21 protein-coding genes and 1 riboswitch are annotated in these 23676 nt (G+C 63.7%); of the genes, 5 read left to right on the forward strand and 16 right to left on the reverse strand.

What is annotated here, in order from left to right:
* Nucleotides 1–38: 38 nt before the first annotated feature.
* The 3 genes from CGK93_RS22430 (at nt 39) to CGK93_RS22440 (ending at nt 5209) form a co-directional block, all read left to right on the forward strand.
* The gene (locus tag CGK93_RS22430; protein WP_089596831.1) at nt 39–1841 is read left to right on the forward strand and encodes an SLC13 family permease; all 1803 of its coding nucleotides are present in this window, start codon (nt 39–41) and stop codon (nt 1839–1841) included.
* A 150-nt stretch (nt 1842–1991) separates the two neighbouring features.
* Nucleotides 1992–3701, forward strand: a complete 1710-nt coding sequence (locus tag CGK93_RS22435; protein WP_089596833.1) for an MFS transporter — start codon at nt 1992–1994, stop codon at nt 3699–3701.
* Nucleotides 3698–5209 (forward strand): leucyl aminopeptidase, encoded by a 1512-nt coding sequence (locus CGK93_RS22440; RefSeq protein ID WP_089596835.1) that lies wholly within the window; start codon nt 3698–3700, stop codon nt 5207–5209. Before CGK93_RS22435 ends, CGK93_RS22440 begins: the two co-directional genes overlap by 4 nt.
* An 83-nt stretch (nt 5210–5292) precedes the next feature.
* Here the strand turns inward: CGK93_RS22440 and CGK93_RS22445 are convergent, their stop codons facing one another.
* From CGK93_RS22445 to gcvP, 15 genes are all read right to left on the reverse strand, one after another.
* Complete coding sequence (locus CGK93_RS22445) at nt 5293–5553, reverse strand: GlsB/YeaQ/YmgE family stress response membrane protein (RefSeq protein ID WP_089596836.1); 261 nt, start codon at nt 5551–5553, stop codon at nt 5293–5295.
* A 72-nt stretch (nt 5554–5625) separates the two neighbouring features.
* The gene (locus CGK93_RS22450; protein WP_089596838.1) at nt 5626–6549 is read right to left on the reverse strand and encodes a serine/threonine-protein kinase; all 924 of its coding nucleotides are present in this window, start codon (nt 6547–6549) and stop codon (nt 5626–5628) included.
* Complete coding sequence (locus tag CGK93_RS22455) at nt 6546–6839, reverse strand: hypothetical protein (protein WP_232481465.1); 294 nt, start codon at nt 6837–6839, stop codon at nt 6546–6548. Before CGK93_RS22455 ends, CGK93_RS22450 begins: the two co-directional genes overlap by 4 nt.
* Nucleotides 6840–7026: 187 nt before the next feature.
* On the reverse strand, nt 7027–7527 hold the full coding sequence (locus CGK93_RS22460) for a MarR family winged helix-turn-helix transcriptional regulator (RefSeq protein ID WP_232481466.1): 501 nt from the start codon (nt 7525–7527) through the stop codon (nt 7027–7029).
* A gap of 86 nt (nt 7528–7613) precedes the next feature.
* Entirely contained in the window at nt 7614–8678 is a 1065-nt protein-coding gene (locus CGK93_RS22465; RefSeq protein ID WP_198318299.1) for an FUSC family protein, read from the reverse strand.
* A gap of 278 nt (nt 8679–8956) precedes the next feature.
* On the reverse strand, nt 8957–10126 hold the full coding sequence (locus CGK93_RS22470; RefSeq protein WP_232481467.1) for a hypothetical protein: 1170 nt from the start codon (nt 10124–10126) through the stop codon (nt 8957–8959).
* Nucleotides 10123–10629 carry a hypothetical protein gene (locus tag CGK93_RS22475; protein ID WP_089596846.1) on the reverse strand — a complete coding sequence of 169 codons (507 nt, stop codon included), beginning with the start codon at nt 10627–10629 and terminating at the stop codon, nt 10123–10125. Before CGK93_RS22475 ends, CGK93_RS22470 begins: the two co-directional genes overlap by 4 nt.
* A 1-nt stretch (nt 10630) precedes the next feature.
* A complete protein-coding gene (locus CGK93_RS22480; protein ID WP_089596847.1) occupies nt 10631–11467 on the reverse strand; it encodes a COG1470 family protein in 837 nt (278 codons plus the stop codon).
* 86 nt (nt 11468–11553) lie between these two features.
* Nucleotides 11554–12009: a hypothetical protein gene (locus CGK93_RS22485; RefSeq protein WP_089596849.1), complete on the reverse strand. Its 456-nt coding sequence runs from the start codon at nt 12007–12009 to the stop codon at nt 11554–11556.
* Nucleotides 12010–12525: 516 nt separating this feature from the next.
* A complete protein-coding gene (gene lipA / locus CGK93_RS22490) occupies nt 12526–13545 on the reverse strand; it encodes a lipoyl synthase (protein ID WP_089594525.1) in 1020 nt (339 codons plus the stop codon).
* A 103-nt stretch (nt 13546–13648) separates the two neighbouring features.
* Nucleotides 13649–15049, reverse strand: a complete 1401-nt coding sequence (locus CGK93_RS22495) for an L-serine ammonia-lyase (RefSeq protein WP_089596851.1) — start codon at nt 15047–15049, stop codon at nt 13649–13651.
* Nucleotides 15050–15434: 385 nt separating this feature from the next.
* Entirely contained in the window at nt 15435–16754 is a 1320-nt protein-coding gene (glyA, locus tag CGK93_RS22500) for a serine hydroxymethyltransferase (protein WP_089596852.1), read from the reverse strand.
* The gene (gene gcvH, locus CGK93_RS22505; RefSeq protein WP_089596855.1) at nt 16751–17134 is read right to left on the reverse strand and encodes a glycine cleavage system protein GcvH; all 384 of its coding nucleotides are present in this window, start codon (nt 17132–17134) and stop codon (nt 16751–16753) included. The genes glyA and gcvH overlap by 4 nt, the downstream gene beginning before the upstream one ends.
* Before the next feature lie 172 nt (nt 17135–17306).
* Nucleotides 17307–18455 (reverse strand): glycine cleavage system aminomethyltransferase GcvT, encoded by a 1149-nt coding sequence (gene gcvT, locus CGK93_RS22510; RefSeq protein WP_089596858.1) that lies wholly within the window; start codon nt 18453–18455, stop codon nt 17307–17309.
* An 11-nt stretch (nt 18456–18466) separates the two neighbouring features.
* On the reverse strand, nt 18467–21328 hold the full coding sequence (gene gcvP, locus CGK93_RS22515) for an aminomethyl-transferring glycine dehydrogenase (RefSeq protein WP_089597725.1): 2862 nt from the start codon (nt 21326–21328) through the stop codon (nt 18467–18469).
* Between the two features lie 149 nt (nt 21329–21477).
* Nucleotides 21478–21576, reverse strand: a riboswitch (glycine riboswitch).
* 217 nt (nt 21577–21793) lie between these two features.
* Here gcvP and mscL point away from each other — a divergent pair.
* Nucleotides 21794–22270, forward strand: coding sequence for a large conductance mechanosensitive channel protein MscL (gene mscL, locus CGK93_RS22520; RefSeq protein ID WP_089596860.1), 477 nt, complete (start codon nt 21794–21796; stop codon nt 22268–22270).
* Nucleotides 22271–22469: 199 nt separating this feature from the next.
* The gene (locus CGK93_RS22525) at nt 22470–23363 is read left to right on the forward strand and encodes an amino acid-binding protein (protein ID WP_089596862.1); all 894 of its coding nucleotides are present in this window, start codon (nt 22470–22472) and stop codon (nt 23361–23363) included.
* A 55-nt stretch (nt 23364–23418) separates the two neighbouring features.
* Here CGK93_RS22525 and CGK93_RS22530 read toward each other — a convergent pair whose 3' ends face one another.
* Nucleotides 23419–23673 carry a hypothetical protein gene (locus CGK93_RS22530; RefSeq protein WP_089596864.1) on the reverse strand — a complete coding sequence of 85 codons (255 nt, stop codon included), beginning with the start codon at nt 23671–23673 and terminating at the stop codon, nt 23419–23421.
* Nucleotides 23674–23676 lie beyond the last annotated feature (3 nt).

Raw genomic sequence — 23676 nt, forward strand, 5'->3', positions numbered from 1 at the left:
ATGCTGGCCAAAGACCCCACGGGTTACCCAAGGCATCAATGACAGACGTCATCGTCACGCTGCTGGTGCTCGCCGTGGTGATTGCCGCGTTCGTGTGGAACCGCCTGCCGGTTGAGGTAGTGGCTCTCGGAGCAGCCTTGGCCCTCTACGGCACCGGCATTGTGGGTTTGGAGGATACGTTCGCCGGTTTCGGGAGCGGCACAGTGGTGTTGATCGCTGCGCTGTTTGTGGTGGCGGAGGCGATCGATGCCGCGGGCGTGACCACGTGGCTGGGAAGCCTGCTGATCAGGTTTTCGGGAACGAGCCGCACCCGGTTGATGGTGTTGATGATGGTGTTGACGGCTTTACTGACGGCCCTCATCAGCGTCAACGGAGCAGTCGCCGCATTGTTGCCCATGGTGGTGGTCCTCGCAGTCCGGCTGGGACGGCGGCCCTCCGAACTGCTGATGCCCATGGCTTTCGCAGCCCACGCCGGGTCTTTGCTGATTCTTACCGGTTCGCCGGTCAATATCCTGATCCTCAATGCAGCGCTGGACACCACGGGAAAGGGAATCGGGTTCTTTGAGTTCGGGCTGGTGGGGCTTCCCTTGCTGCTGGGAACCATCGGATTGACCCTGTGGCTGGGACCACGGCTCTTGCCGACCCGAACTCCTGATGCTCTCCCCAAGGACCTGGGTTCCCACAGCGAGACCCTCATGAACCACTACCTCGGCGGGGAGGGGCTGAGCCGGCTCAGCATCCCGGCAGGATCAGCCCTGGTTGGCCAGCCGGTTGCGTGTCTTCAGGACGGGCACGACGGCGGCCACCTCCACCTCATCAGCGTGCAGCGGCCGGACGGAAAACCGTCCAACAGCACCCTTTTTGAAGGCGGCGATGAGATAGTGGTGCGCGGCGGGCAACAGACGATCAACGCCCTCGCTGCCCGGCACGGCCTCGAACAGGACGACGACGCCACGTGCGGCCTCATCAGCAGTACCTACGGAGTGGCCGAGGTAGTGGTGGCACCGCGGTCGAACCTCGTCGGCACGGAAGCTTACCCCGGGATGGTCACGGACAGCGGGGATCTGGTGGTCTTGGCCCATCACCATCCAGGTGAGCCGGAATCGTCGGGACGCACGCTGATCACAGCCGGAGACAGGCTGCTGCTTCAAGGATCCTGGTCGGCGCTCGATCAACACACGGAGGACCACAATGTGTTGCTGGTGGACTCGCCGGACACCATCCGCCGCCAAACAGTCCCGTTGGGGCCGCGGGCCACGCCGGCGCTGATCATCCTGGGCGCCATGGTGGTTCTGTTGGCCACCAACCTCGTGCCGGCACCCGTCGCGGCCATGCTGGCGGCTTTGGCCATGGTGGTGCTGCGCGTTGTCACAGTTCAGCAAGCCCACCGTTCCATGGCCTGGACCACCCTCATCCTGGTGGCCGGCATGATTCCGCTGTCCACGGCCATCACCTCCACCGGCACCGCCGAGATCCTCGCCGAGGGAATGGTGGCAGTGGTGGGGAATGGTGGGCCTTTGCTGTTGCTCCTGGGGCTTTTTGTGGTGACTGCCGTCCTCGGCCAGCTGATCAGCAATACGGCCACGGCCCTGATCATCATCCCTATCGCTCTTTCCGTAGCGCAGGAGTCATCCATCAACCCCTACGCCGTGCTGATGTGCGTGTCCGTGGCTTCCTCCGCCGCGTTGCTGACACCCGTGGCAACGCCGGCCAACATGATGATCATGCAGCCGGCGGGCTACAGGTTTGGCGACTACTGGAAGTTCGGGCTGGCCATCATGGCACTGTACGCAGCAGTGGCCATCCTCTTGGTGCCCGTGTTCTGGCCGCTGCAGACGTAGCCCGCTCTTAAGGACCAAGACTCCAGAACCAGAACCCAGTGATCGGAGATCGACGCCAAGACAAACCCGCACACCGTTCCGCCAACCCCGTAGTGAGGTATTCACAACGCCCCATCCCTGTGAAGGGGCAGAGCACACCAGGAGCATGACATGGCCAGCGACCACACCACCAAGGAAACCCCACCACCCGTCAAGGCGGCTTCATGGCTGCCCTTGATCGTGGTGGTCCTCACCCAAATCCAGGCTTCATTCGCCGTCAACGCCCTGACGGTTTCCATGCAGGGCATCACCACCGACTTGGACACCGCAGCGACGTCAGTGGGCACTGCCATTACTGCCGGGACGTTTTCGATGGCGGCGTTCATCCTCTTGGGAGCGAAGCTGGGCGCCCGGTTCGGTACGCGCAAGGTGTTCCAGATTGCCGTCGCCATTCATGCCGCCGCCATGGCAGGGGTGGCATTGAGCCTCAGTCCGGCGATGCTCTTCATTGCCCAAGCGTCTTCCGGTGCTGTCATTGCCTTGATCGCCCCCGCGCTCACGGTCTTTATCGCCACCAATTACAAGGATCAGCAGCAAGCCAAGGCCATCGGACTCCTGGCTGCCGCCATTCCGGCAGCTGGTGTTCTGGCCTTGCTCATCGCCGGCTGGTTCGCCACCACAATCGGTTGGCGCTACTCGTTCGGCCTCATGGTGGTCCTCGGCGCCATCAACCTTCTGTTGAGTTTCAAGCTCAAAACAGTCCCGGCACAACCACAGCTGAAGATCGATTGGACCGGCTCCGCCATCGCTGCGGTGGCCGTCATCCTGCTGAGCTTCGGTTTCAGCGGTCTGTCCGCCTGGGGTACCTGGTTCGCAACCAACCAAGCGCCTTTCGACATCCTTGGACTCTCCCCCGCGCCGCTCCTGATCCTCCTCGGAGCCATCGCCGGGCAGGTGTTTTTCCTGTGGATCCGGAAGCGCCAGGATGCCAAACTGCCCCGCATTTTCGACCTCAGGGTGTTGGCATCCAGTTCCGAACTCGCAGTGACCGCGTGCATGGCCATCATGCTCTTTGTGGGGACGGCCGCAAACTTCCTGATTCCGCTCTACATGCAGATCGTGCAGGGCCGCTCCAGCATCGAGACGTCGTTCTCGATCATTCCCTACACGTTGTCCATTTTCCTTGCGAGTACTTTCGTGGCGTTCCTGTACGACAAGTTCCCGCCACGGGCCATCGCGCAAGGCGGCTTCGTAGTGGTGGCCGGTGCGCTGGTCCTTCTCGCCTTCACCATCCGCAACGACTGGGGCCAGCTGTTCGTCGTGCTGGGCCTGATCCTCCTGGGACTGGGCCAGGGCGCAATCGTCGCTTTGGTGTTCAATACGCTGCTCAGCGCAGTTCCCCGCGAGCTGGCCGGCGACGTCGGAGCCTGGCGCGGGCTCGTCCACAACCTCTCCGGCAGTGTGGGCATCGCGGTGGCGAGCGCATTCGCCGTCGGAATGCTGTCCTCGCTGATTGCCAGCGGCGCTGCCGCGCATCCGGAGGTTTCCCAGGAGCTGATCTACAAAGTAAATGTCAATGAGGCCGACTTCCTCACCAACGCGCAGGTGGAGGCGGTGATCGGCGACCGCGTGAGCAGCCCCTCCGAGCTGGCCGCTGCGATCGAAGTCAACAAGGAAGCCCGGCTTCGCGCCCTGCAAATCTCCCTCCTTGGGCTCTCCGGGCTTACCCTGCTGGCGATCGTTCCGGCGGGCCGTATGCCCGGCCGGATGAAAGGCGACCTCCCTGAACAGCTTGAACCGGACGATCCCGACGCGATCCCGGAACCGGGCCTCACAGCGGACCATACTGAACCAACCTCAAAAGAACGGGCGAAACGGTGAATCACGAACCCTACAAACTGATTCCGGCAGACTTCTCAGCTCTCCCTTCCTTGGGCGGCACCGAACCGGAGCTGCACTTCGTGGACGGCTTCGGCGCCCTCGACGCGATCGGCGTGCTGGTCCACTCAGAGGGTGACGTTCCCGAGTCCGTCGGCCTGCACCGGGAGACGTTGGCGAGCGCGGGGTTTGACGGCAAGCCCGGGACAACCCTGCAGCTGGCCAACGCCTCAGGAACGCTGGTGGTTGCCGTTGGCGGCGGAAAGCCCGGTTCCCTGGACGCGGACAGCTGGCGCAAGGCGGCCGCGGCCTTGGTCCGGGCCACGCAGAAGCACTCCCGCATCGGTTTTGAACTGACGGACACGGCAGGGCTCGACGCCGGGCGGTTGGGCCAGGTTCTGGCCGAAGGGGTGCTGTTGGCCCGGTACAGCTACGACACCCTCAAGAGCAGGGGCAAAGGAACCTCCCTTGCCGAGGTACAGTTCCTGGCTCCCGGGATGGATACAGAGGCCGCTTCACGAGGTTTGGACACGGGCCGTATAAAAGTGCGGGCCACCGCCATCGCCCGGGATCTGTGCAACGCTCCGCCGAGCCACCTCACTGCCGTTGGATTGGGCTCGGCGGCAAAGGAGCTCGGGGAGCAGTTCGGGTTTGGGGTGGAGGAGTTCGATAAACAACAGCTCATCGACCTCCGCTGCGGTGGCCTACTGGGCGTCAACGCCGGCAGCGCCCAGGAACCCCGCATGATCAAGCTCAGCTACCAGCCCGACGGGGCGCCCACTGGCCACCTCGGCCTGGTGGGCAAGGGCATCATGTATGACTCCGGCGGTGTCAGCCTCAAACCCAGCGACCCCATGCACCTGCTCATGAAAATGGACATGGGCGGCGCGGCGGCGGTGCTTGCCGTCTTCACCGCATTGCGCGATCTCGGCTGCCAAGCCGCCGTCACCGGGTTCCTGATGTGCACGGACAACATGCCCTCCGGCTCGGCCTACAAGTTGGGGGACGTGCTCACCACTCGCAGCGGACTCACCATCGAGGTGAAGAACACCGACGCCGAAGGTCGCCTGGTGATGTGCGATGCCCTGACGCTCGCGGTGGAGGATGGCGTGGACGGGATCGTGGACATCGCCACCCTGACCGGGGCAGCCCTGATGTCGTTGGGACAGCTCACCGCGCCGGTGTTCGGAAACGATCAGCGCTTGGTGGACCTGGTGCTGGAATCGGGCGGGCGCGCAGACGAACAACTGTGGCAGCTTCCACTGGAGCGGGCCTACCGTCCCCAGCTGGATTCCGACGTCGCGGACATTTCCAACCTTGGCGGACCCTACGCCGGTTCCACCACTGCTGCCCTGTTCCTGGCCGAGTTCGTGGGTGAAACTCCCTGGGCGCACATCGATATTGCAGGCACCATGCAGTCGGACAAGGACGATGCCTGGCGAAGCAAGGGTGCTACGGGGTTCGGCGCGCGTCTCCTGATCGATCTGGCACTCGACTATTCAGCCGGCTGACCCCATTCACCCCTGAACGCCTCCCCGGAGACAGCCAAGAGGCCCCGACGCAGCAGCATCGGGGCCTCGTGGTGTTCTGGCGGTTAGGCCTTCTTGCGGGTGAGCAGTCCCCAGATGATGAGGACCAGCAGTGCGCCGCCGATGGCAAGCAGCCAGGTGGACAGCGACCAGAACTCGTTGATACCCACGTTGAAGAGCGCGCTGCCGATCCATCCACCCAGGACGGCGCCGACGATGCCGAGCAGCAGCGTAGCGATCCAGCCGCCGCCCTGCTTGCCAGGCTTAATGGCCTTGGCGATGGCTCCAGCAATCAAACCCAAAATGATCCAACCAATGATTCCCATTTTTCATCTCTCTTTCATAAGCAGGACCCAGTTCGGCATAAGGACGCATGCCGCTATCGACCTGATTGTTGGCTACCAGCTGAGCCGTCGGAGCATACCGACGGCTTGGCTGGCAGACGGCCTGCCGGCAGGATCGGGGTCTGTCATGGCATGAAGCACCATGGACCAGCGCCGCCGAACCGTGCCGGGAATTCGGGGTTCCCCCAGAGTCCTTGCCACCATTGACTCGAGGGGAGGGCCTGGGAACGCTTTGGTTCCGGTCAGGCATTCAAGTGCCACCAAGCCCAGCGAGTAGATATCGCTGGCCGACGTGGACCTACCGCCGCACACCTCTTCGGGACTCAAGTAATGCGGTGTTCCCGACGACGATTTGGGCGCCGAATGACGCCCGTCGATGGCTATCCCAAAGTCGGTCAACTGTGCGATTCCAGGACCGTCCGGGTCCCCGCGGAAATCCACCAGGATATTTCCGGGCTTGATGTCGTTGTGGACAATCCCCCGGCGATGCAGATGCGTGAGCGCCTTCGCGATCCCGCTCATCCACGCCACCGTCTGCTCCGGGGAGGCCCGGTGCTCGTGGAGGATTGACCGGAGGTCGTTGCCGTCCAGCAGATCCATCACCAGATAGTTGCGGCTTCGCTGGGAGTCCTGGTCCGCCGTCGTGCCCGAACCGAGCACCGCGACGATATTCTGGTGGCGAAGCCTGCTGTGGATGTCCACCTCGCGCCGGAAGGGCGAGTCCTGGGCAGCCTCTGTTGTGGAGGGGTCCGTTGCCCGGAAGATCTTGACAGCCACGTGCTTTCCGGTGCGCAGGTCGAGGGCTTGATTGACGTAGGCTTCCGAGCCGTCGCCCAGCCGAGCGCCGAGTCGGTACCGTCCGCCGAGCACTACTGCCCCAGGCTGTGCTGCACCTGACTGCACAGCCCCTGGCTGCGCCATGCTTGAACACCCGGCCCCGCGATCAGCGCGGACGGCCGCAACGTCAAACGTGGTCACGCCAGGAGTGTTTCGATCTCGGCGGCCGGCACGCCCGCCACCTCCGCGAGCGCCTGGGGGTTGACTCCGGCGTCAACGGCCTTCCTGAAGGCCAAGGCGAGAGTGTTCTGTGAGATAGCAAGTTCATGCTGGAGACTCTGGCGGCGAAGCGCGGCGATCCAGACACCGCTCACGGGATCAATGGCGTCGATGTCCATGCGGAAGCCGCACCCGCAGGCCCACTCCGGCCAGATGGGCTCTACCGAGACCCACTTCATGGCGTCATAGGATGGTCCGGCGGAGATGGCCATGTGCGACCCGCAATGCACGGGTCCCACGGGAATTACCTGGTCCGTAACAACGTGTACGTCATTCTCAGCCACTGGTGTGGAACTTGGTTCACGCAGCGCGACTGTCATCGTCTTCCCACACATTCACTAGTAAGTAGCTTGGCTATCTAGTTATATGTGTACTTATCAATTATGTCCAGCCGGGACGTCAGGGGGTTGCGACGCTGTCAATGGCCGCGCGCATGCGCCGGAGGAACTCCACCACCACGGCGGAGTCTTCAGCGCTCAGGGTTTCGGCGGCCTCCATCATCCGCGAGTGCATGTCTCCCAAGGTGCTGCGAACCTCCCGGTCGGAGCCGGGGGTGGGCCGCAGAATGAGGGCCCGCCGATCGGTAGGATGCGGTTCCCGGCTCACGTAGCCGGACCTGACCAGGCGGTCCACCAGGGAGGTCATGGACGCCGACGTCACACCGAGGCGGACCGCCAATTCCTTGGGTCCCACATCGCGGCCGGCCCGCTCGGCTTCAAGAAGGTAGCGCAAGGCTAGAAGATCGGTTTCGCCCATTCCCATGGAGGCGCGCGTGCGGCGGCGCATATCAGCCTCGGCGGAGCGATAGTCCCTCAGTGCATTCAGGACGTCCACTGCGCCCATCTGCTTACGGCTCTCCAGCCCGTACCAATAGCCCTGACGTTCACTTTTGTCGCTCATCACCAGTCCTTTGGTAGACATGTATCTCGCTTGTCTAAGCAATCGATCCTAGGCGATAACTTCCCGTACCGCTGACGTCCACCCGCTCAGGCCTCGGCCAGACCCCCGCGTACCCGCCGCCAGACCGCAGGAGCCACCACCACTGTGACGCCGACAGCGGCACCAATGACTGTCTCGATGATGCGGTCGCGGAGGAGTAAACCAGGATCGACCGGCGCCGCCAACAGCGTGGCAATCAATGCCAGCGGAGTTACGAACACCTGCGCCACCAGGTACTGCCGGGCGATGAACATTTCCGCCCCGAACTGGCACGCCGCGATCACCAGGACCATGGCCCACGGCGCGGGATTGAGCCACAGGATCCCGGCCAGCAGCACCAGCCCAATGACCGTTCCGGCGATCCTTTGGAAGCCGCGGCCCACCCGGTGGCGCGTCGAGTGGCCCACCAGCGGAACCACTGCCGCAACCATCGCCCAGTAGGTATGCCCGAACCCGAGCCGCTCCCCCACCAGCGTCGCGATGGTCCCCGCAAGGCCCGCAGCAATCAGGTAGCCGCCGCCTTCCAGCCAGATCGCCCGGCGCTCGGCCTCTGTGTGACGGATGGGAGGCGGACGTTTCCACGGCGTCCGGTGGCTCTTGACGACGCGGGACGACATGCCAATCAGCAGGCAGAAAACAGTGGTCAGAAGCGATACCAGCATCGCTTCCCACACGGGCGGTTGGGCCGCAATGGACGCGATGGCGGCAAACGCAAAGATGTGAAAGAGCGAACCGCCCGGACGGAGCCTCCAGGCAGCCACCACCACGGAGCAGACGCCGGCCACTACGGTGGTCGCGGCGGTCAGAAGCCACGAATATGCGGCGCCTTCCAGCCCCGAGCTCTGTGCAAAGCGGGCCATGAGGGTCGCAAGGAGAATGATGAAAAGCATGAAGCCACCGGCTCGCAACTGGCTGCGGAAGCGGATGCTGTGGGGCTCGTTGCGGCCGTAGATTCCGGTGAAGGCACCGAACGAGGCGAACACTGCCAGGTCCAGGCGTCCGATCAGCGTCAGAGTGATCAGCGGAACAAACACACCTACAGCGCAGCGGAGGGCGGGATGGTGGTCCTTGTTTCCAGGACCCATCGTGAACATTTCCGCTACAGCCTTCAAGGGGGCGGCTCGCCTTTCGTCGCAGGATCAAACGTACGACGACGGCGCTGGCGTCCGCTTCAAGGTTACGCTCCGAGCACTGGACTACTTTGAGTTTTTGTACAGATAGTGCCCCGAATCACGCGTCATTGGGGCACTATCTGTACAAAAACTGCAGGGTCAGAAGCGCGATGCTGCGAGGCTGTTGACCTGCGCCGTGGAGAGCGCGTTGCCGGCGAGATCCGTCACTCCGGCTGCCGGAGCGTAGCCGGGAAGTGGCGTCGGCGTAGTAGCCACCGTCAGCGTCCCGGGGCCTCCCGCCCCAAGGTGATGGTGAGTGTCTTGGCGCCCGGGTTCCAGGTCAGGATGGAGCCGTTGGTGTTGTTCCCGGCGAAGGTGAGGGCCGAACCGGTGTAATTCCCACCGAGCGCCACACTGCCAACCCTCAAACTGGGGCAACCCGCTTGGGACACGGTCAGCACGTCGTCTGCGCTGATGTTCACCAAGACCTGGCTGCTGCCGTTTCCACTCTGGGTTTGCGTTGTGGTGTTGCTGGTCCAGGCGCTGCAGATGGTATTGGCGATCAGGGACTCGGAGAAGGTGAGCTTCACGGAGTCGGTCTGCTCTACGATGCCCAAGGTTTTTCCTGCGCCGTTGTTCAGCTGAACGCCAGTGACCGTTGGCGCCACCACATCCTTGGTGGATGTTGCCGTCCCGGCGGGTCCGGTGTTTCCGGCCGCATCGCTTGCGCGGGCCGAAGAGGAGATGGTTCCGTCAGTGAAGGCCGAGAGGTTCAACGGAGCGGCGGTCCACACACCGGAGGCAAGGGTGGTGACAGTCTGCGTCACCGGCGCTGCGCCGGCGCCGGACACGGTGAGGGTCACCGAGGAGTTCGCCTCCGCCGTGCCGCTGATGGGAACGCTCCCGACGGTGGACTGGTTGACGTAAGCCGGCGCGGTTACCACCGGAGCCAGAGGCGCGGTGGTGTCCGTGACAGGTGTGGTGGCAGTGCTGCGTTGGCTTTCGCTTCCTTGCCACAGGGAAAGGGTGGGCGTCACGGTGTAGTACCAGGTTCCTGCGGGCACTCCGGCCTCAACGCAACCCAGTCCAGCCACCGTTCCGGCGCATCCACCTGTCGCCGTAACCCTCGTCCCGCCGGTCGCGGAACTGTAGCGGGCAAGACTGTAGCCGGTCACGGACCGTCCTGCCGCCGTCGTGCTTGCTGTCCACGAGACCGTCACGTTGGCGCCGGAAACGGCGGTAGCAGGCCTGGCCCCTTGGGCTACCGAGTCGGCCTTTACTGCGCCGGGCCCGCTGCTGATGGAGCCCCAGAATGCGCTGGCAGCCGGACCTCCCCAGGAGACGAGGAGAATGCCGGCCACAATGATCGCGAGCCTGCTCCGCCAGCCGAACACAGCAGACACACCGAACACAGCAGATGCAGGACGGTTTTGACGAAGCCGGCTCACTTCCGTACCTCCAGCGTGACGGGAACGGTGAATTGGGCGCCTTGGCAGGCGGAGACCGACGCCGCGCTCATTCCTGCAGCGCCCTGGAGCGTGAGCAGGATGGAGGAGTTTGGCTGGATGATCAGTGGCGGTGAAAGCGGCACGGGAGGCGGTGTGAACGTCACTCCCGTGGTGGTGCAGCCGGGGTGGGCGGCATCGGCAGTTACGGGCCCGTTGGCCGCAAAACCGTAGACGGTGACGGCGTGCGGGTTGGGGTTCGACGCGCGAAGGAGGACGTCGGCGGTTCCGCCGGGGACCAGGCTGGTCTGCAAGGTGTCACCCGGGACCAGTGCGTCCACCGTGACGGCCTGCATGCTGCCATTGCTTGCTGAACCGCTGCCTGTTCCCGCAGCAGCCCAGTAGGCATAAGCGGAACCTGCGCCGCCCAGGATGCAGAGGGCCACGGTGGCCACAGCAGTTCGTGCAAGCCGGCCAGTGGGAAGAGTGCGGGCTGTCGTTTTCATGTCAGTTCGCCTGTCCTGTTCCGCTGAACGTGAGCCGGACGGTGGCACCCTTGCACCCATCCTGGAGCTGTGACGTATCCAGCATGGTGATCCGGGGCAGTTTCGACTCAGGAACCCCCAGCGATGAAAGGGAGCGGCTCCCCGGGGCCACGGTCAGCGGGTACGTTCCGGAGTACTGGGCGAGCGTGTAGTCGGCCGGAGTGCACGGCAGGTTGGCCGCCACCGCGGCGGGAGTCCTCACCACCTGGCTGATGGCCACCGTCAGATTGGTCACCGCGATCCCCTTGTTGTTGGGGTTGGAGATCAGCAGGTCCACGGACCGTGTAACTCCCGGGGCCAGCAGCCCGCTGACAGTACCGCTCACATCAAAGGTCCGCTTCACCTCCAGGACGTGCAACTGCGCCTGCGCTGACGACTGAAGAGTTCCGGCCGTCCCCTTCACTGTGAAGTTGGACTTTCCAGCCGGGGTGCCGGGCGCCGTGGTGATGGTCAAGGCCACCTGGGCGGTACCTCCTGACGTCAACACCACCGACGACGGCGACCACGCAGCTGCCGCTCCTGCCGGCAGACCCGTGACAGCGAACGTCACCGGCCCCGTGAAACCTCCCGTGGATGCTGCGGTCAACGTGTACGTGGCGGATTGCCCCTGATCCACCGTGCGGCTTGAAGGCGACAACGTCACGGTGATTCCTTTGGTGACCTTGGCCTGGCCGCCCTGTGCACCGCTTGCGGCAAGTGCCCCAACAGGCACCAAAGCCACTACCAACGCCAGGAGCAGCGCGCGTAGTGGTATTGCGACTCGGTGCAATGGCGCGGTGCGTTCTGGCCGGGGGTCCATGGAAGCTCTTTTCGGACGTGTTCAGTGCTGGGCAGAAGGTTCAGCCGGGGATCACCACTCGCGGGATGATCCCCGGCAGGCCGGTGCTACAGGCTCGAGACGTTGACCGTCACGATGGCCGACTTGCAGGCGTCCTGGTTCTCGGTGGTGCTGTCATTGAACTTCAGGACGCCGCTGCCCACCGGTGTTCCTGTGGAACCGGCCGCCACAGGGCTGCTGCTGGTGACCGCGGTGACCTCGAACCAAGCAGGAAGACAAGCAGCGACGTTGGTGGTCACGTTGGCCGAGAGGGTGCCAACAACCGTGCTGGAGGTGGTGGAGTTATCGGCCGTGTAGGCCACATCCACCTGGTTGCCTGGTGCGAGCCCAGCGGCGAACGTGGCGTGGAGTACCACGGTTCCACCGCCGGACGCGTTGGTGGCTGAGCCGTTGCCCGAGCCCGTGGTGGTCCAGTAAGCGTAGGCAGCCCCGCCGCCGACGGCTACCAGTGCCACGCCAGCGACGGCAGCGGTGATCCGGCTCTTCTTGGAAAGTTTGCGCATGATATGACTCCTTGGTTGATCGAGGTACCGGGGAGCCGCAGCGCAACCCCCAGCATCCGGCCATCGCTGGCGGATGAAGCGATGCCCCCCATGCTTCTGTGTCCCAGGCTTCCGTGGCTACCCTTGGCTGTACGCCTCTTTTACGCCCGAACAAGGGGTCAGAAATACGCTCATCGCGGATGCAAGTACTCAGGTTCTTGCGACCGACTACTTGGATGGGCGCCGGTAAATGCAGTCATGGCGGGGGCGGCGGGTACGTAACGTGGGGAACATTTCCGGGCGGTCCGGCAACGACTTTCGCGGCCGGCACATGCCACCCATCAAGCAACCTGCGCGAACATTGTGCCCGTCTTGAGCAAAAACTGCGCTGGGGTTCGAAGCTTTCGGGTTGATGACTTAACCCCCGACGGCGGCCGGTCGCCTCTGTGAGGTGACCGACCGCCGTCGGGCTATGCCGTCGGTGGGGATGATTTCACCACGGGTGGGCAGCATGGGTGTTGGTCCTTGTGCGGGGGCTTAACCGTGGGCGGCGAGGATGGTGGAGGCTTCCTGGCGGGTGGTGCCGGAGTCCTGGATGCCCTCGGCAATGTGGGCGAGGTGGGCGGGGATGTCCCGGCCCTTCTTCCGCATCGCGGTGGCCCAGAGGCGCCCGGCCCGGTACGAGGACCGCACCAACGGACCCGACATCACACCAAGGAAACCGATCTCTTCGGCCTCGTGCTGGAGATCCACGAACTCCTGCGGCTTGACCCACCGGTCCACCGGCAAGTGCCGCTCGGACGGGCGCAGGTACTGGGTGATCGTGATCAAATCACACCCGGCCGCGTGCAGGTCCCGCAGCGCCTCGGAAATTTCCTCCCGGGTCTCGCCCATGCCCAGGATCAGGTTGGACTTGGTCACCATGCCCAAATCCCGGCCCTGCGTGATCACATCAAGGGACCGCTCGTACCGGAAGGCCGGACGGATCCGCTTGAAAATCCTCGGCACGGTCTCCACGTTGTGCGCGAACACCTCGGGCTTGGAATCACAGATCGCCGCGATGTGCTCCGGCTTGCCGGAGAAATCGGGGATCAACAACTCCACCCCGGTGCCCGGGTTCAGCTCATGGATCTTCCGGACCGTTTCGGCGTACAACCACACACCCTCATCGGCCAGGTCATCACGGGCCACCCCGGTCACCGTCGCGTACCGCAGCTGCATGGCCTGCACGGAGCGGGCCACCTTGGTGGGTTCGAACATGTCCACCGGGGACGGTTTGCCGGTATCGATCTGGCAGAAATCACAGCGCCGGGTGCACTCGGACCCGCCGATCAGGAACGTCGCTTCCTTGTCTTCCCAGCACTCAAAAATGTTCGGGCAGCCGGCCTCTTCACACACCGTGTGCAGGCCTTCCTTCTTCACCAGGTTCTTGAGCTGGACGAACTCCGGCCCCATCTGGACCTTGGCCTTGATCCACTCGGGCTTACGTTCAACCGGGACCGCCGAGTTACGCTGCTCAACGCGCAGCAACTTACGGCCTTCAGGTGCGAGTGTCATGACGTTCCTTTGTGTTGATCTCTAAATTCTTGCGTTGCGGGGCCTGCCCTGCGTGCTTTGCCTGGGTTTTAGGCGTCACAGCGGGCCTCACAACAGGCGTTTTTCAGCATTCGACGACGTTGACGGCGAGGCCGCCCATCGCTGTTTCTTTGTACTTATGGGACATGTCCTTGCCCGTTTCCCGCATGGTCACAATGACCTCATCCAACGAGACCCGGTGTGTTCCGTCGCCCCAGAGCGCCATCTTCGCGGCGTTGATAGCCTTCGCCGCAGCGATCGCGTTCCGCTCAATACACGGAATCTGCACCAACCCCCCGATCGGATCACACGTCAACCCCAAATTATGTTCCATCGCGATCTCCGCCGCGTTCTCCACCTGCCCCGGCGTACCACCCATCACCTCAGCCAAACCAGCAGCAGCCATCGACGACGCCGACCCCACCTCACCCTGACACCCCACCTCAGCCCCCGAAATGGAGGCCTGCTCCTTGTACAACACACCCACAGCACCGGCAGTGAGCAAGAACTTCACCACCACATCGTCCCGGTCCTTTTGGGAGGCCTTGTCCATGCCCGGAGCATAATTCAACGCGTAATACAGCACCGCAGGAATAATCCCCGCCGCACCATTGGTCGGCGCCGTCACCACACGGCCACCCGAGGCGTTCTCCTCATTGACGGCCAGGGCGATCAGGTTCACCCACTCCTGCCAATACTTCGGATCGTTCCGGTCCTTGTCCTCCTTCAGCAGCCGCTCCAACCAATCAGGAGCACGACGACGAACCCTCAACCCACCAGGCAGGACACCCTCACGCTTCAAACTGGTTTCAACACAGGCTTCCATCACCGACCAGATATGCAGCAAACCCTCCCGGATCTCCTCCTCCGACCGGGACGCCCGCTCGTTGATGAACATGATGTCGCTGATCCCCAAACCCTTCGAGGAGCACCGGCCCATCAACTCCGCCGCTGTCCTAAAAGGCAACGGCAACTCCTTCTTCGACTCCTCCAACTCCTGCTGAGCCGCGTTCTCCTCACCCTCACGGACAATGAACCCGCCACCGACCGAAAAGAACGTCGCCTCCCGCACGATGTTTCCCTCAGCATCGGAGACAGCAAACTTCATCCCATTCGTATGCCGCGGCAACACCGTCAACGGATGCAGCACCATATCCCCCACCGCATAGTCCAGGAGCGTGCCGCCGGCCAGGTTGAGCTTTCCCGTCTCAGCAATGGAATCCAGCCGTTCCTCCACCTCGTCAGGCAGGATCTCCTCGGGGTCGTATCCCTCGAGCCCCAGCAGGACGGCTGTGAAGGTGCCGTGCCCCTTGCCGGTGGCGGCCAACGATCCATACAGATCGACCCGCAAACCGGCAACGGACTCAAGCACTCCGGACTCACGAAGCTCACGGGCAAACACCGCCCCGGCGCGCATCGGCCCCACAGTATGAGAGCTCGACGGCCCAATGCCTACAGAGAACAGATCGAAGACCCCAACGGCCATGGCTATTTCCTCACTAAGTAAAACGACATTGAACCCGCCCCGCCCCCAACAAACGGAACGGACCCCAAACCCCCCTTCGCCGATTCGGGGCTTCGCTGCAAAACCCGGCGCACCCACGGCACGTCCCGCAGCACCCCCCGAATCGGACAGAACACCAACGCACTCCCAAACCAACCCAACGCCCGAAGAACACCCCCGGCAGCTGGGCCTATTTCTCAGACAAGCGAACCCGAGTCCGGTCCTGAGACGGCGATCAGGCATGCGGCCCTCATGGGCCTGAGGTCCGGCAGCGGGCGTCCAAGGGAGCATCGCATCCGCTCAGCGGGTGCCTATGCGACCGAGCCCGCCGAGGACTTCAGGCCCATCGGCCAACGCAACCGAGCGACTAGCTCAGGTTCGCGACTCCCGGGTACAGCGGGTGCGCCTTCGCAAGAACGTCAACACGGTGACGCAGCCCGGAAAGGTCCGCGTCGGCGTCGGCGATCAAGGCCTCGGCGATGATGTCCGCCACCTCGCGGAAGGCTGCTTCGCCGAAGCCGCGCGTCGCCAACGCCGGAGTGCCGATGCGCAGTCCGGAGGTGACCATGGGCGGGCGGGGGTCGAACGGGACGGCGTTGCGGTTGACGGTGATGTCGATCGCGGCAAGGCGGTCTTCGGCTTGCTGGCCGTCGAGTTCGCAGTTGCGGAGATCGACAAGGACCAGGTGTACGTCCGTTCCACCGGAGACGACGCTGATGCCCTTGGCGGCGACGTCGGGCTGGACCAGTCGCTCGGCGAGGATGCGTGCACCGGCGAGGACGCGTTCCTGACGCTCACGGAACTCCTCCGAGGCGGCGATCTTGAACGCCACAGCCTTGCCGGCGATGACGTGCTCCAGCGGGCCGCCTTGCTGGCCGGGGAACACGGCCGAGTTGATCTTCTTGGCGATGTCGGCGTCGTTGGAGAGGATGATGCCGCCACGGGGACCGGCGAGGGTCTTGTGCGTGGTGGACGTGGTGACGTGCGCCTGCGGGACCGGCGAGGGGTGCAGTCCCGCAGCCACCAGGCCGGCGAAGTGGGCCATGTCCACCATGAGGTAGGCGCCCACGGAGTCGGCGATCCGGCGGAACTCAGCGAAGTCCAGCTGCCGCGCATAGGCGGACCAGCCGGCAACGATCAGCGCAGGTTTGTGCTCCTGTGCCAGGGCCTCAACTTCGGCCATGTCCACCGTGTGGGTGTCCTCGCGGACGCCGTAGGGAACCACGTTGTAGAGCTTGCCGGAGAAGTTGATGCGCATGCCGTGCGTGAGGTGCCCGCCGTGAGCCAGGTTCAGGCCCATGATGGTGTCACCGGGCTTGATGAGGGCGTGCATCACCGAGGCGTTGGCCTGGGCACCAGAGTGTGGCTGGACGTTCGCGAACTCAGCACCGAAAAGGGACTTGATGCGCTCAATCGCCAGCTGCTCGATCACATCGACGTGCTCGCAGCCGCCGTAGTAGCGCTTGCCCGGGTAACCTTCGGCGTACTTGTTGGTCAGGACCGAGCCTTGGGCCTGCATGACGGCAACGGCCGTGTGGTTCTCCGAGGCGATCATTTCCAGGCCGTCGCGCTGGCGACCCAGTTCGTCGTCGATCTTCGCAGCGATCTCAGGATCCAGCTCGGACAGCTGGGCGTCCAACGACGCCGACACCACCTGCTGGTACTCAGTGACAGATACCGGGTTCACAGCTCTCCACCGTTCGTTGCAGCGTATTCTTCGGCCGACATGAGCGGCCCTTCCTCCGTGGCGGCCACCTTGAACAGCCAGCCCGCGCCGTAAGGATCGTTGTTGATGAGGGCGGGATCGGAGACAACGGCGTCGTTGATCTCGGTCACCTCCCCCGTCACGGGCGAGTACAGGTCCGACACCGACTTGGTCGACTCCACCTCGCCGCAGGTCTCGCCAGCGGTCACCGTCGAACCAACCTCGGGCAGGTCCACATACACAATGTCGCCCAAGGCATCAGCGGCAACCGCGGAAATCCCGATCCCCACAGGCCCATCACCATCAGCGGCAACCCACTCGTGCTCAGCCGAGTATTTCAATTCAGCAACTACTTTGCTCATCAGATTCCTTCTCTCACTAACTGAAACTTTTCAAGATCACCCGCGGCAGGGTAACCATCCCCCCGGCCCCTGTGGGAGTGACATCCGGAAGCGGGCGTCCAAGGGAGCATCGCGTCCGCCCAGCGGGCGCTTCTGCGACCGAGCCCGCGGAGGATGTCACTCCCACCGGGACCTATTTTTGGCGCTTGTAGAACGGCAGCGGCACAACTTCGAACGGTTCGGATTTGCCGCGCAAGTCCACTTCCACGATCGTGCCCGGCTCTGAATGCTCGACGTCGATATACGCCAAGGCGACCGGGTAACCGAGCGTGGGGCTCGGTTGGCCGGAGGTGACTTCGCCGATGAGTGAGCCGTCTTTGAGGACCGAGTAGTGTCCGCGGGCGGCGCGGCGTCCGGTGCCCTTGAGGCCCACGAGCTTCTGGCCGAGAACCGATCCGACGCCGGCTGCCTTGATCGACGTCAGCGCTTCCCGGCCAACGAAGTCGCTTTCCTTGGCCAGGGAAACTACGGGGCCGAGCCCTGCGGTGTAGGCATTGACGTGGGTGGAAAGCTCGTTGCCGTAGAGGGGCATGCCGGCTTCCAGACGCAGCGAGTCGCGGGCTGCGAGTCCTGCTGGGATGAGGCCGTGGCCGTCACCTGCTTCGAGCAGTGCTTCCCAGAGGCCCGGGGCGTCGAGGTTCGGGACGTAGATTTCGAAGCCGTCTTCGCCGGTGTAGCCGGTGCGGGCCAGCAGCAGGTCCTGGGTGCCGCCGTCGAACGTCAGTCCAACCTCAACCGCAGCGTAGTACTTCAGTTCGGTGACCAGCGCGTGCTGATCGGCGGGAACCAGGGTCAGCAGGATGGCTTCGGCGTTGGGGCCCTGCACCGCGATCAGTGAGGTCTCCGCTGAGGCATCGTCCACCACGACGTCGAAACCTGCCGCGCGCTTCCGCAGCGCCGCAGCGACCACCTTGGCGTTGCCCGCGTTCGGGACCACCAGGTACTTGTCCACGCCCTCTTCGGGAGAGGGCCGACGGTAGGTAATGAGGTCGTCGATGATGCCGCCGTCGGTGTTGCAGATCAGCGAGTACTTCGCTTTGCCCTCGGCGATCGCGGACAACTTGCCTACCAGCGCGTAGTCCAGGAAGGCAGCCGCGTCCGGGCCGCTGACCCAGACTTCGCCCATGTGGGAGAGGTCGAACAAGCCCGCGGACTTGCGGACGGCGTGGTGCTCGGCGAGCTCCGACTCGTACTTCAGGGGCATCTGCCAGCCGCCGAAGTCCGTGAAGGAAGCGCCGGCCTTTTTGTGCTGCTCATAGAGAGCTGTGTAGTTCTCAGACATGTCGGGAGTCCTTAGTTTTCAAAGTCTTCAAGCGGAGGGCAGGAGCACACAAGATTCCGGTCACCTGCGGCACCGTCGATCCTGCCGACGGGCGGGAAGTACTTGTCCTGCTTGAGGTGGTGGACGGGGAACGCGGCCTGCTCACGCGGGTAGTCGCGCCCCCAGTCGGAACTGACGACGGCGGCAGCCGTGTGCGGTGCGTTGCGCAGCGGCGACTTCTCAACAGTGAAATCACCGCTGGCCACCTGCTCGATCTCTGCGCGGATGGTGATCATAGCTTCGATGAAGCGGTCGATCTCGGCCAGGTCTTCGGACTCCGTCGGCTCCACCATCAACGTGCCCGCCACGGGGAACGCGAGGGTGGGGGCGTGGAAGCCGAAGTCGATCAAGCGCTTGGCCACATCCTCGGCCGTGACACCCGTGCGGGAGGTCAGTTCACGGAGGTCCAGGATGCACTCGTGCGCCACGAGTCCTCCTTCGCCTGTGTACAGGACGGGGAAGTGCTCATCCAGTCGGGAGGCAACATAGTTGGCAGCAAGAAGCGCCGACTTGGTGGCTTCCGTCAGACCCTGCCCGCCCATGAGCTTCACATAGGCCCAGGAAATCGGGAGGACACCGGCCGAGCCGTAGCGCGAGGCAGAAATGGCCACGCCGTGCCCTTCCTCATGGGACGCTTTGTTCGCGTCGCCCGGCATGAACGGAGCCAAGTGGGCTTTCGCAGCAACAGGGCCAACACCCGGGCCGCCGCCGCCGTGCGGGATGCAGAAAGTCTTGTGCAGGTTCAGGTGGGACACGTCGCCGCCGAACTTGCCCGGCTGGGCGAGCCCAACGAGTGCGTTGAGGTTGGCGCCGTCAACGTAGACCTGGCCGCCGGCCTCGTGGATCGCGTCGCAGACCTCGCGGACGTCGGCGTCGTACACACCGTGCGTGGAGGGGTAGGTGATCATGATGCAGGACAGGACGTCTTTGTTGGCCTCGATCTTGGCCGTCAGATCCGCGTGATCGATGGTGCCGTCAGCAGCCGTGGCCACCACCACTACCTTCATGCCTGCCAGCACAGCAGACGCTGCATTGGTGCCGTGGGCCGACGCCGGGATCAGGCAGACAGTGCGCTGCTCATCACCGCTGGAAAAGTGGTAGCCGCGGATCGCCAACAGACCGGCGAGCTCACCCTGGGAACCGGCATTCGGCTGAATGGAGACCTGGTCATATCCGGTGATCTCGGTGAGGTCCGCTTCCAGGTCGGAGATCAGCTCGCGCCAACCCTCGGTCTGGGAATCCGGGGCGAACGGGTGGATGGAGGCGAACTCCGGCCAGGAAATCGCCTCCATCTCAGCGGTGGCGTTCAGCTTCATGGTGCACGAACCCAGCGGGATCATAGTGCGATCCAGTGCGAGGTCCCGGTCCGACAGCTTGCGGATATAGCGCAACAACTGCGTCTCGGAACGGTGCGTGTTGAACACTGGGTGCTGCAGGAAATCGGACGAACGGACCACGTCAGCGGGCAGTTCGAACCCGGAGGCGTCCCCTACCGGGCCGGCACCAAAGGCGACGGCTACCGCTGAGAGGACCTCCGGCGTCGTGGTTTCATCAACGGAGACACCAACGGTGTCGGCATCGATGAGGCGCAGGTTGATGCCGCGGGCTTCGGCTGCTGCGATGACCTTGTCGGCCTTGCCCGGGACACGGACAGTGAGGGTGTCGAAGAAGGACTCGGAGACAAGTTCCCGGCCGGCCTTTTGCAGGGCCGAAGCCAAAACACGGGCGTGTCCGTGGACGGTCTCGGCGATCGATTTCAAGCCCTCGGGACCGTGGTACACCGCGTACATCGAGGCGACAATGGCGAGCAATGCCTGCGCGGTGCAGATGTTGGACGTGGCCTTTTCGCGGCGGATGTGCTGCTCGCGGGTCTGGAGTGCCAAACGGTACGCAGGGACGCCGGCGTTGTCTTTGGAGACGCCCACGATGCGGCCGGGAAGCGTGCGCTCCATGCCTTCGCGGACGGCCATGTAGGCAGCATGCGGGCCGCCAAAGAACAGCGGGACACCGAAGCGCTGCGCAGTTCCGACGGCGATGTCCGCACCTTGTTCGCCCGGAGGCGTGATGAGGGTGAGCGCCAGCAAATCCGCGGCCACCGTGACCAGTGCTCCGCGTTCCTTGGCGTCAGCAATCACAGCGGTGTGGTCGAAAACCCGGCCCGAAACGCCGGGCTGCTGCAGGACGATGCCGTTGATGTCGCCGTCGGGAAGCCCGGCCGAAAGGTCAGAAATCTGAACTTCGAAGCCCAGCGCCTCGGCGCGGCCCTTCACGATCGCGATGGTCTGCGGGAGGAGGTCCGCGTCCAGGACAGTCTTGCCGTCCTTGGCAGTTTTGTTCTTGTTGGCGCGGCGCATCAGCAGCACAGCTTCGGCAACGGCGGTGGCTTCATCCAACAACGAGGCGTTGGCTACGGGAAGTCCGGTGAGGTCCTGGACCATGGTCTGGAAGTTGAGCAGCGCCTCAAGGCGGCCCTGCGAAATTTCAGGCTGGTACGGCGTGTAGGCCGTGTACCAAGCGGGAGCTTCCAGGATGTTGCGGCGGATCACCGGGGGCGTCACGGTGTCGTAGTAGCCCTGACCGATCATCTGGACAGCGGTCTTGTTTTTGGACGCGAGCTTGCGGAGCTCGGCGAGGACCTGCACCTCGGTGAGGGCGTCGTTTCCACTCGAAAGCCTAAGTGCAGCTTCCTGGCGGATGGAATCGGGGACGGCGACGTCTACCAGGCCGTCGACAGAGTCGTAGCCGATGGCCTTGAGCATGGTGTCAACGTCGGCTTGGCGGCGGGCGCCAATGTGCCGGTCCGCGAAGGCGGTGGGGGTTGATTGAACAGTCAAGAGGAACTCCATGATTCAGGCGCCCAGTGAGCGCCACGATGATGTGGGGTTCCTCCCCGCTCTGTATTGGACCTGAGAGATTCCGCAGGAATGGTTGCCTGCTTGCACCGTCGGTGAGCCCGGTTGCCCGGACTGCTTTCCAGAGTTGCCTAACCGCGGCGGTACATGGGCCTGAGAGATTCCTGGGGAGGATTTGCTCCTACGGCGCCTGACTGGATGTACCGGCAGGACTCTCCCGCCGCAGATCAAAAGCGTTGCGTCACGATGAGTGACACGCTTCACACCATAGCGGGTTGTTTTGAAAAAGCGCAAGCAAGGTGTGGCTACTTCCCACCAACCCTCTCTCACTTCCCAAGCCCTTCCCACCAACCGTCTCTCACATACCGCTTACACCGGCTGGAAACCCCGGAGTGGTATTTTGATCTCTGCTGGAGGCAGACACTGCACCTATTCGGAGGATCATCCATGTTCAAGGGTTTCAAGGACTTCATACTTCGCGGCAACGTGATCGAGTTGGCCATTGCCGTAGTCATCGGCAGCGCATTCACGGCACTCGTCACTGCCTTCACTAACAACATCATCAACCCCGTGATCGCCGCCGCCGGTGGCATGAACGCTGACGGGCTCGGCTTCAAGATCTGGGAAAACAACCCCGCCACGATGGTCAACATCGGCGCTGTACTGACGGCCTTGGTCACCTTCGTGATCACCGCTGCCGTGGTCTACTTCATCTTCGTGGCACCCATGAACAAGATCAATTCCCTGGTCAAGGACCGTCTCTCCACTGAAGAGCCGGAAGAAGAGCCGCTGCCTGCAGATACTGCCCTTCTGGCCGAAATCCGCGACCTCCTGAAGGACGCCGCTGCCGCCCGCAGCATTGCTCGGACCTCTGACCTCGAGTCGGACCTGGACTCCGAACTCGATTCCGACCGCACCCGCTAGGATCGACAGCTCCCTGCGAGCGCTGGTTCCCAGTTGCTTCACCGAACCCGGTGTTCTCTCCGCGAGGGCGCCGGGTTCTTATGTTGGCGGACCCGCATGGACACCCTCAACCCGGGGCGGAGCGCACGTTCACCTGCTCGTCCACAGAACGTGACGCGCTGGCAACCGGTGTGAAACGGGGGCAGGGCAGCATGGGAACATGAAGCCCAACCCGAGCACTTCGGTCACCGCGGAGCTTCTCTGTGATGTCTGCGGCCAGTTGCCCGTACCGCCCAAAGCCCGGCTCACCCTCGCCAACATCGCGGTGATGCTTCCTATCGAGCTGTTGGTTCATGCGGCCGTGGTTGGAACCACCCTCCCCTACGTGGCCAAGGTCCTGCTGCTTGCAGTGACCGCCACCATTTTGGTGATCTGGGTGGCCGAACCTTCAGCTGCCAAGGTCCTCCGGGGTTGGCTGCACGCGCCGGCTCTCCGCCAACGGCACAGACTACATCTGGCACCGGCCTTGTGGCGGGCCCGAACAGTGCTGCTGGACCAGCCGGGTTCACTGCAGACGGTCACACAGTCCTTGGCCAAGTTGGGCACCAATATCCTCAGCCTTCACGTCCACCCGGTGATGCGAGCCGGGTCCCTCGGCCCGGGACACATCGGAACTGTCATGGACGAGTTTGTTCTCTCCGCACCGGGCGACGTCACCGAGCAGGAACTGCTGAAAGCCCTGGCCGACGGCGGCGGGGGTGGGTCCCTTGTTTGGCCCACCACCGCTTTGGCCATGGCAGATGGCCAGACCAAAGCACTGGCCCTGGCAACCCGGATTGCCGGAAACCCGAAGGAACTTCCGCACGCAGTCGCCGAGCTGCTTTCCGCCAAAGTCGTCCCGAGCGATCCGGAGCATCCGGCACCCGAGTCGAGCGCCGGCGTCGGACCTTCACCGGACGTCCTCAAAATCCCCACCGCCTGGAACGGCCCACTGGTCTTTTCCCGACCCGGCGAACCGTTCACGCCGGCCGAGTCCGCCCGGGCGCACAGGCTGGCTGAGCTCGCGGAGATCCTGGCACACAGCCCGGCGGCACCGGAGAGAGTGCGCTGCTGAAGACACGGTTCAACAACCGGGCGGAAGCTCAGCTACCGCGCCCCAGCTATTGGTGTCAGTCCACCAGCCGGATCCTGAGACCGGTTCCCCGCTCTTTCTCCACCAACCTCCGCTCTATGGGCCCGCTTTGGGCAAGCCAGAGGACCTTGCCGTCATAGGTGACGGACTCCACGCAGCCTTGGTCCACAACCTCGTTGTACCGCCAGACCTGCACCGTCTGGCCCACAAGGACCCGCCAATTGGTCACGGCCCTGCCCTCGGTTTTGCTGAAAGGCGTCCCGGGCGACGATTTTTTGTTACTGTCCTTCACGTC

Source organism: Arthrobacter sp. YN (assembly GCF_002224285.1).
Classification (GTDB): Bacteria; Actinomycetota; Actinomycetes; order Actinomycetales; family Micrococcaceae; genus Arthrobacter.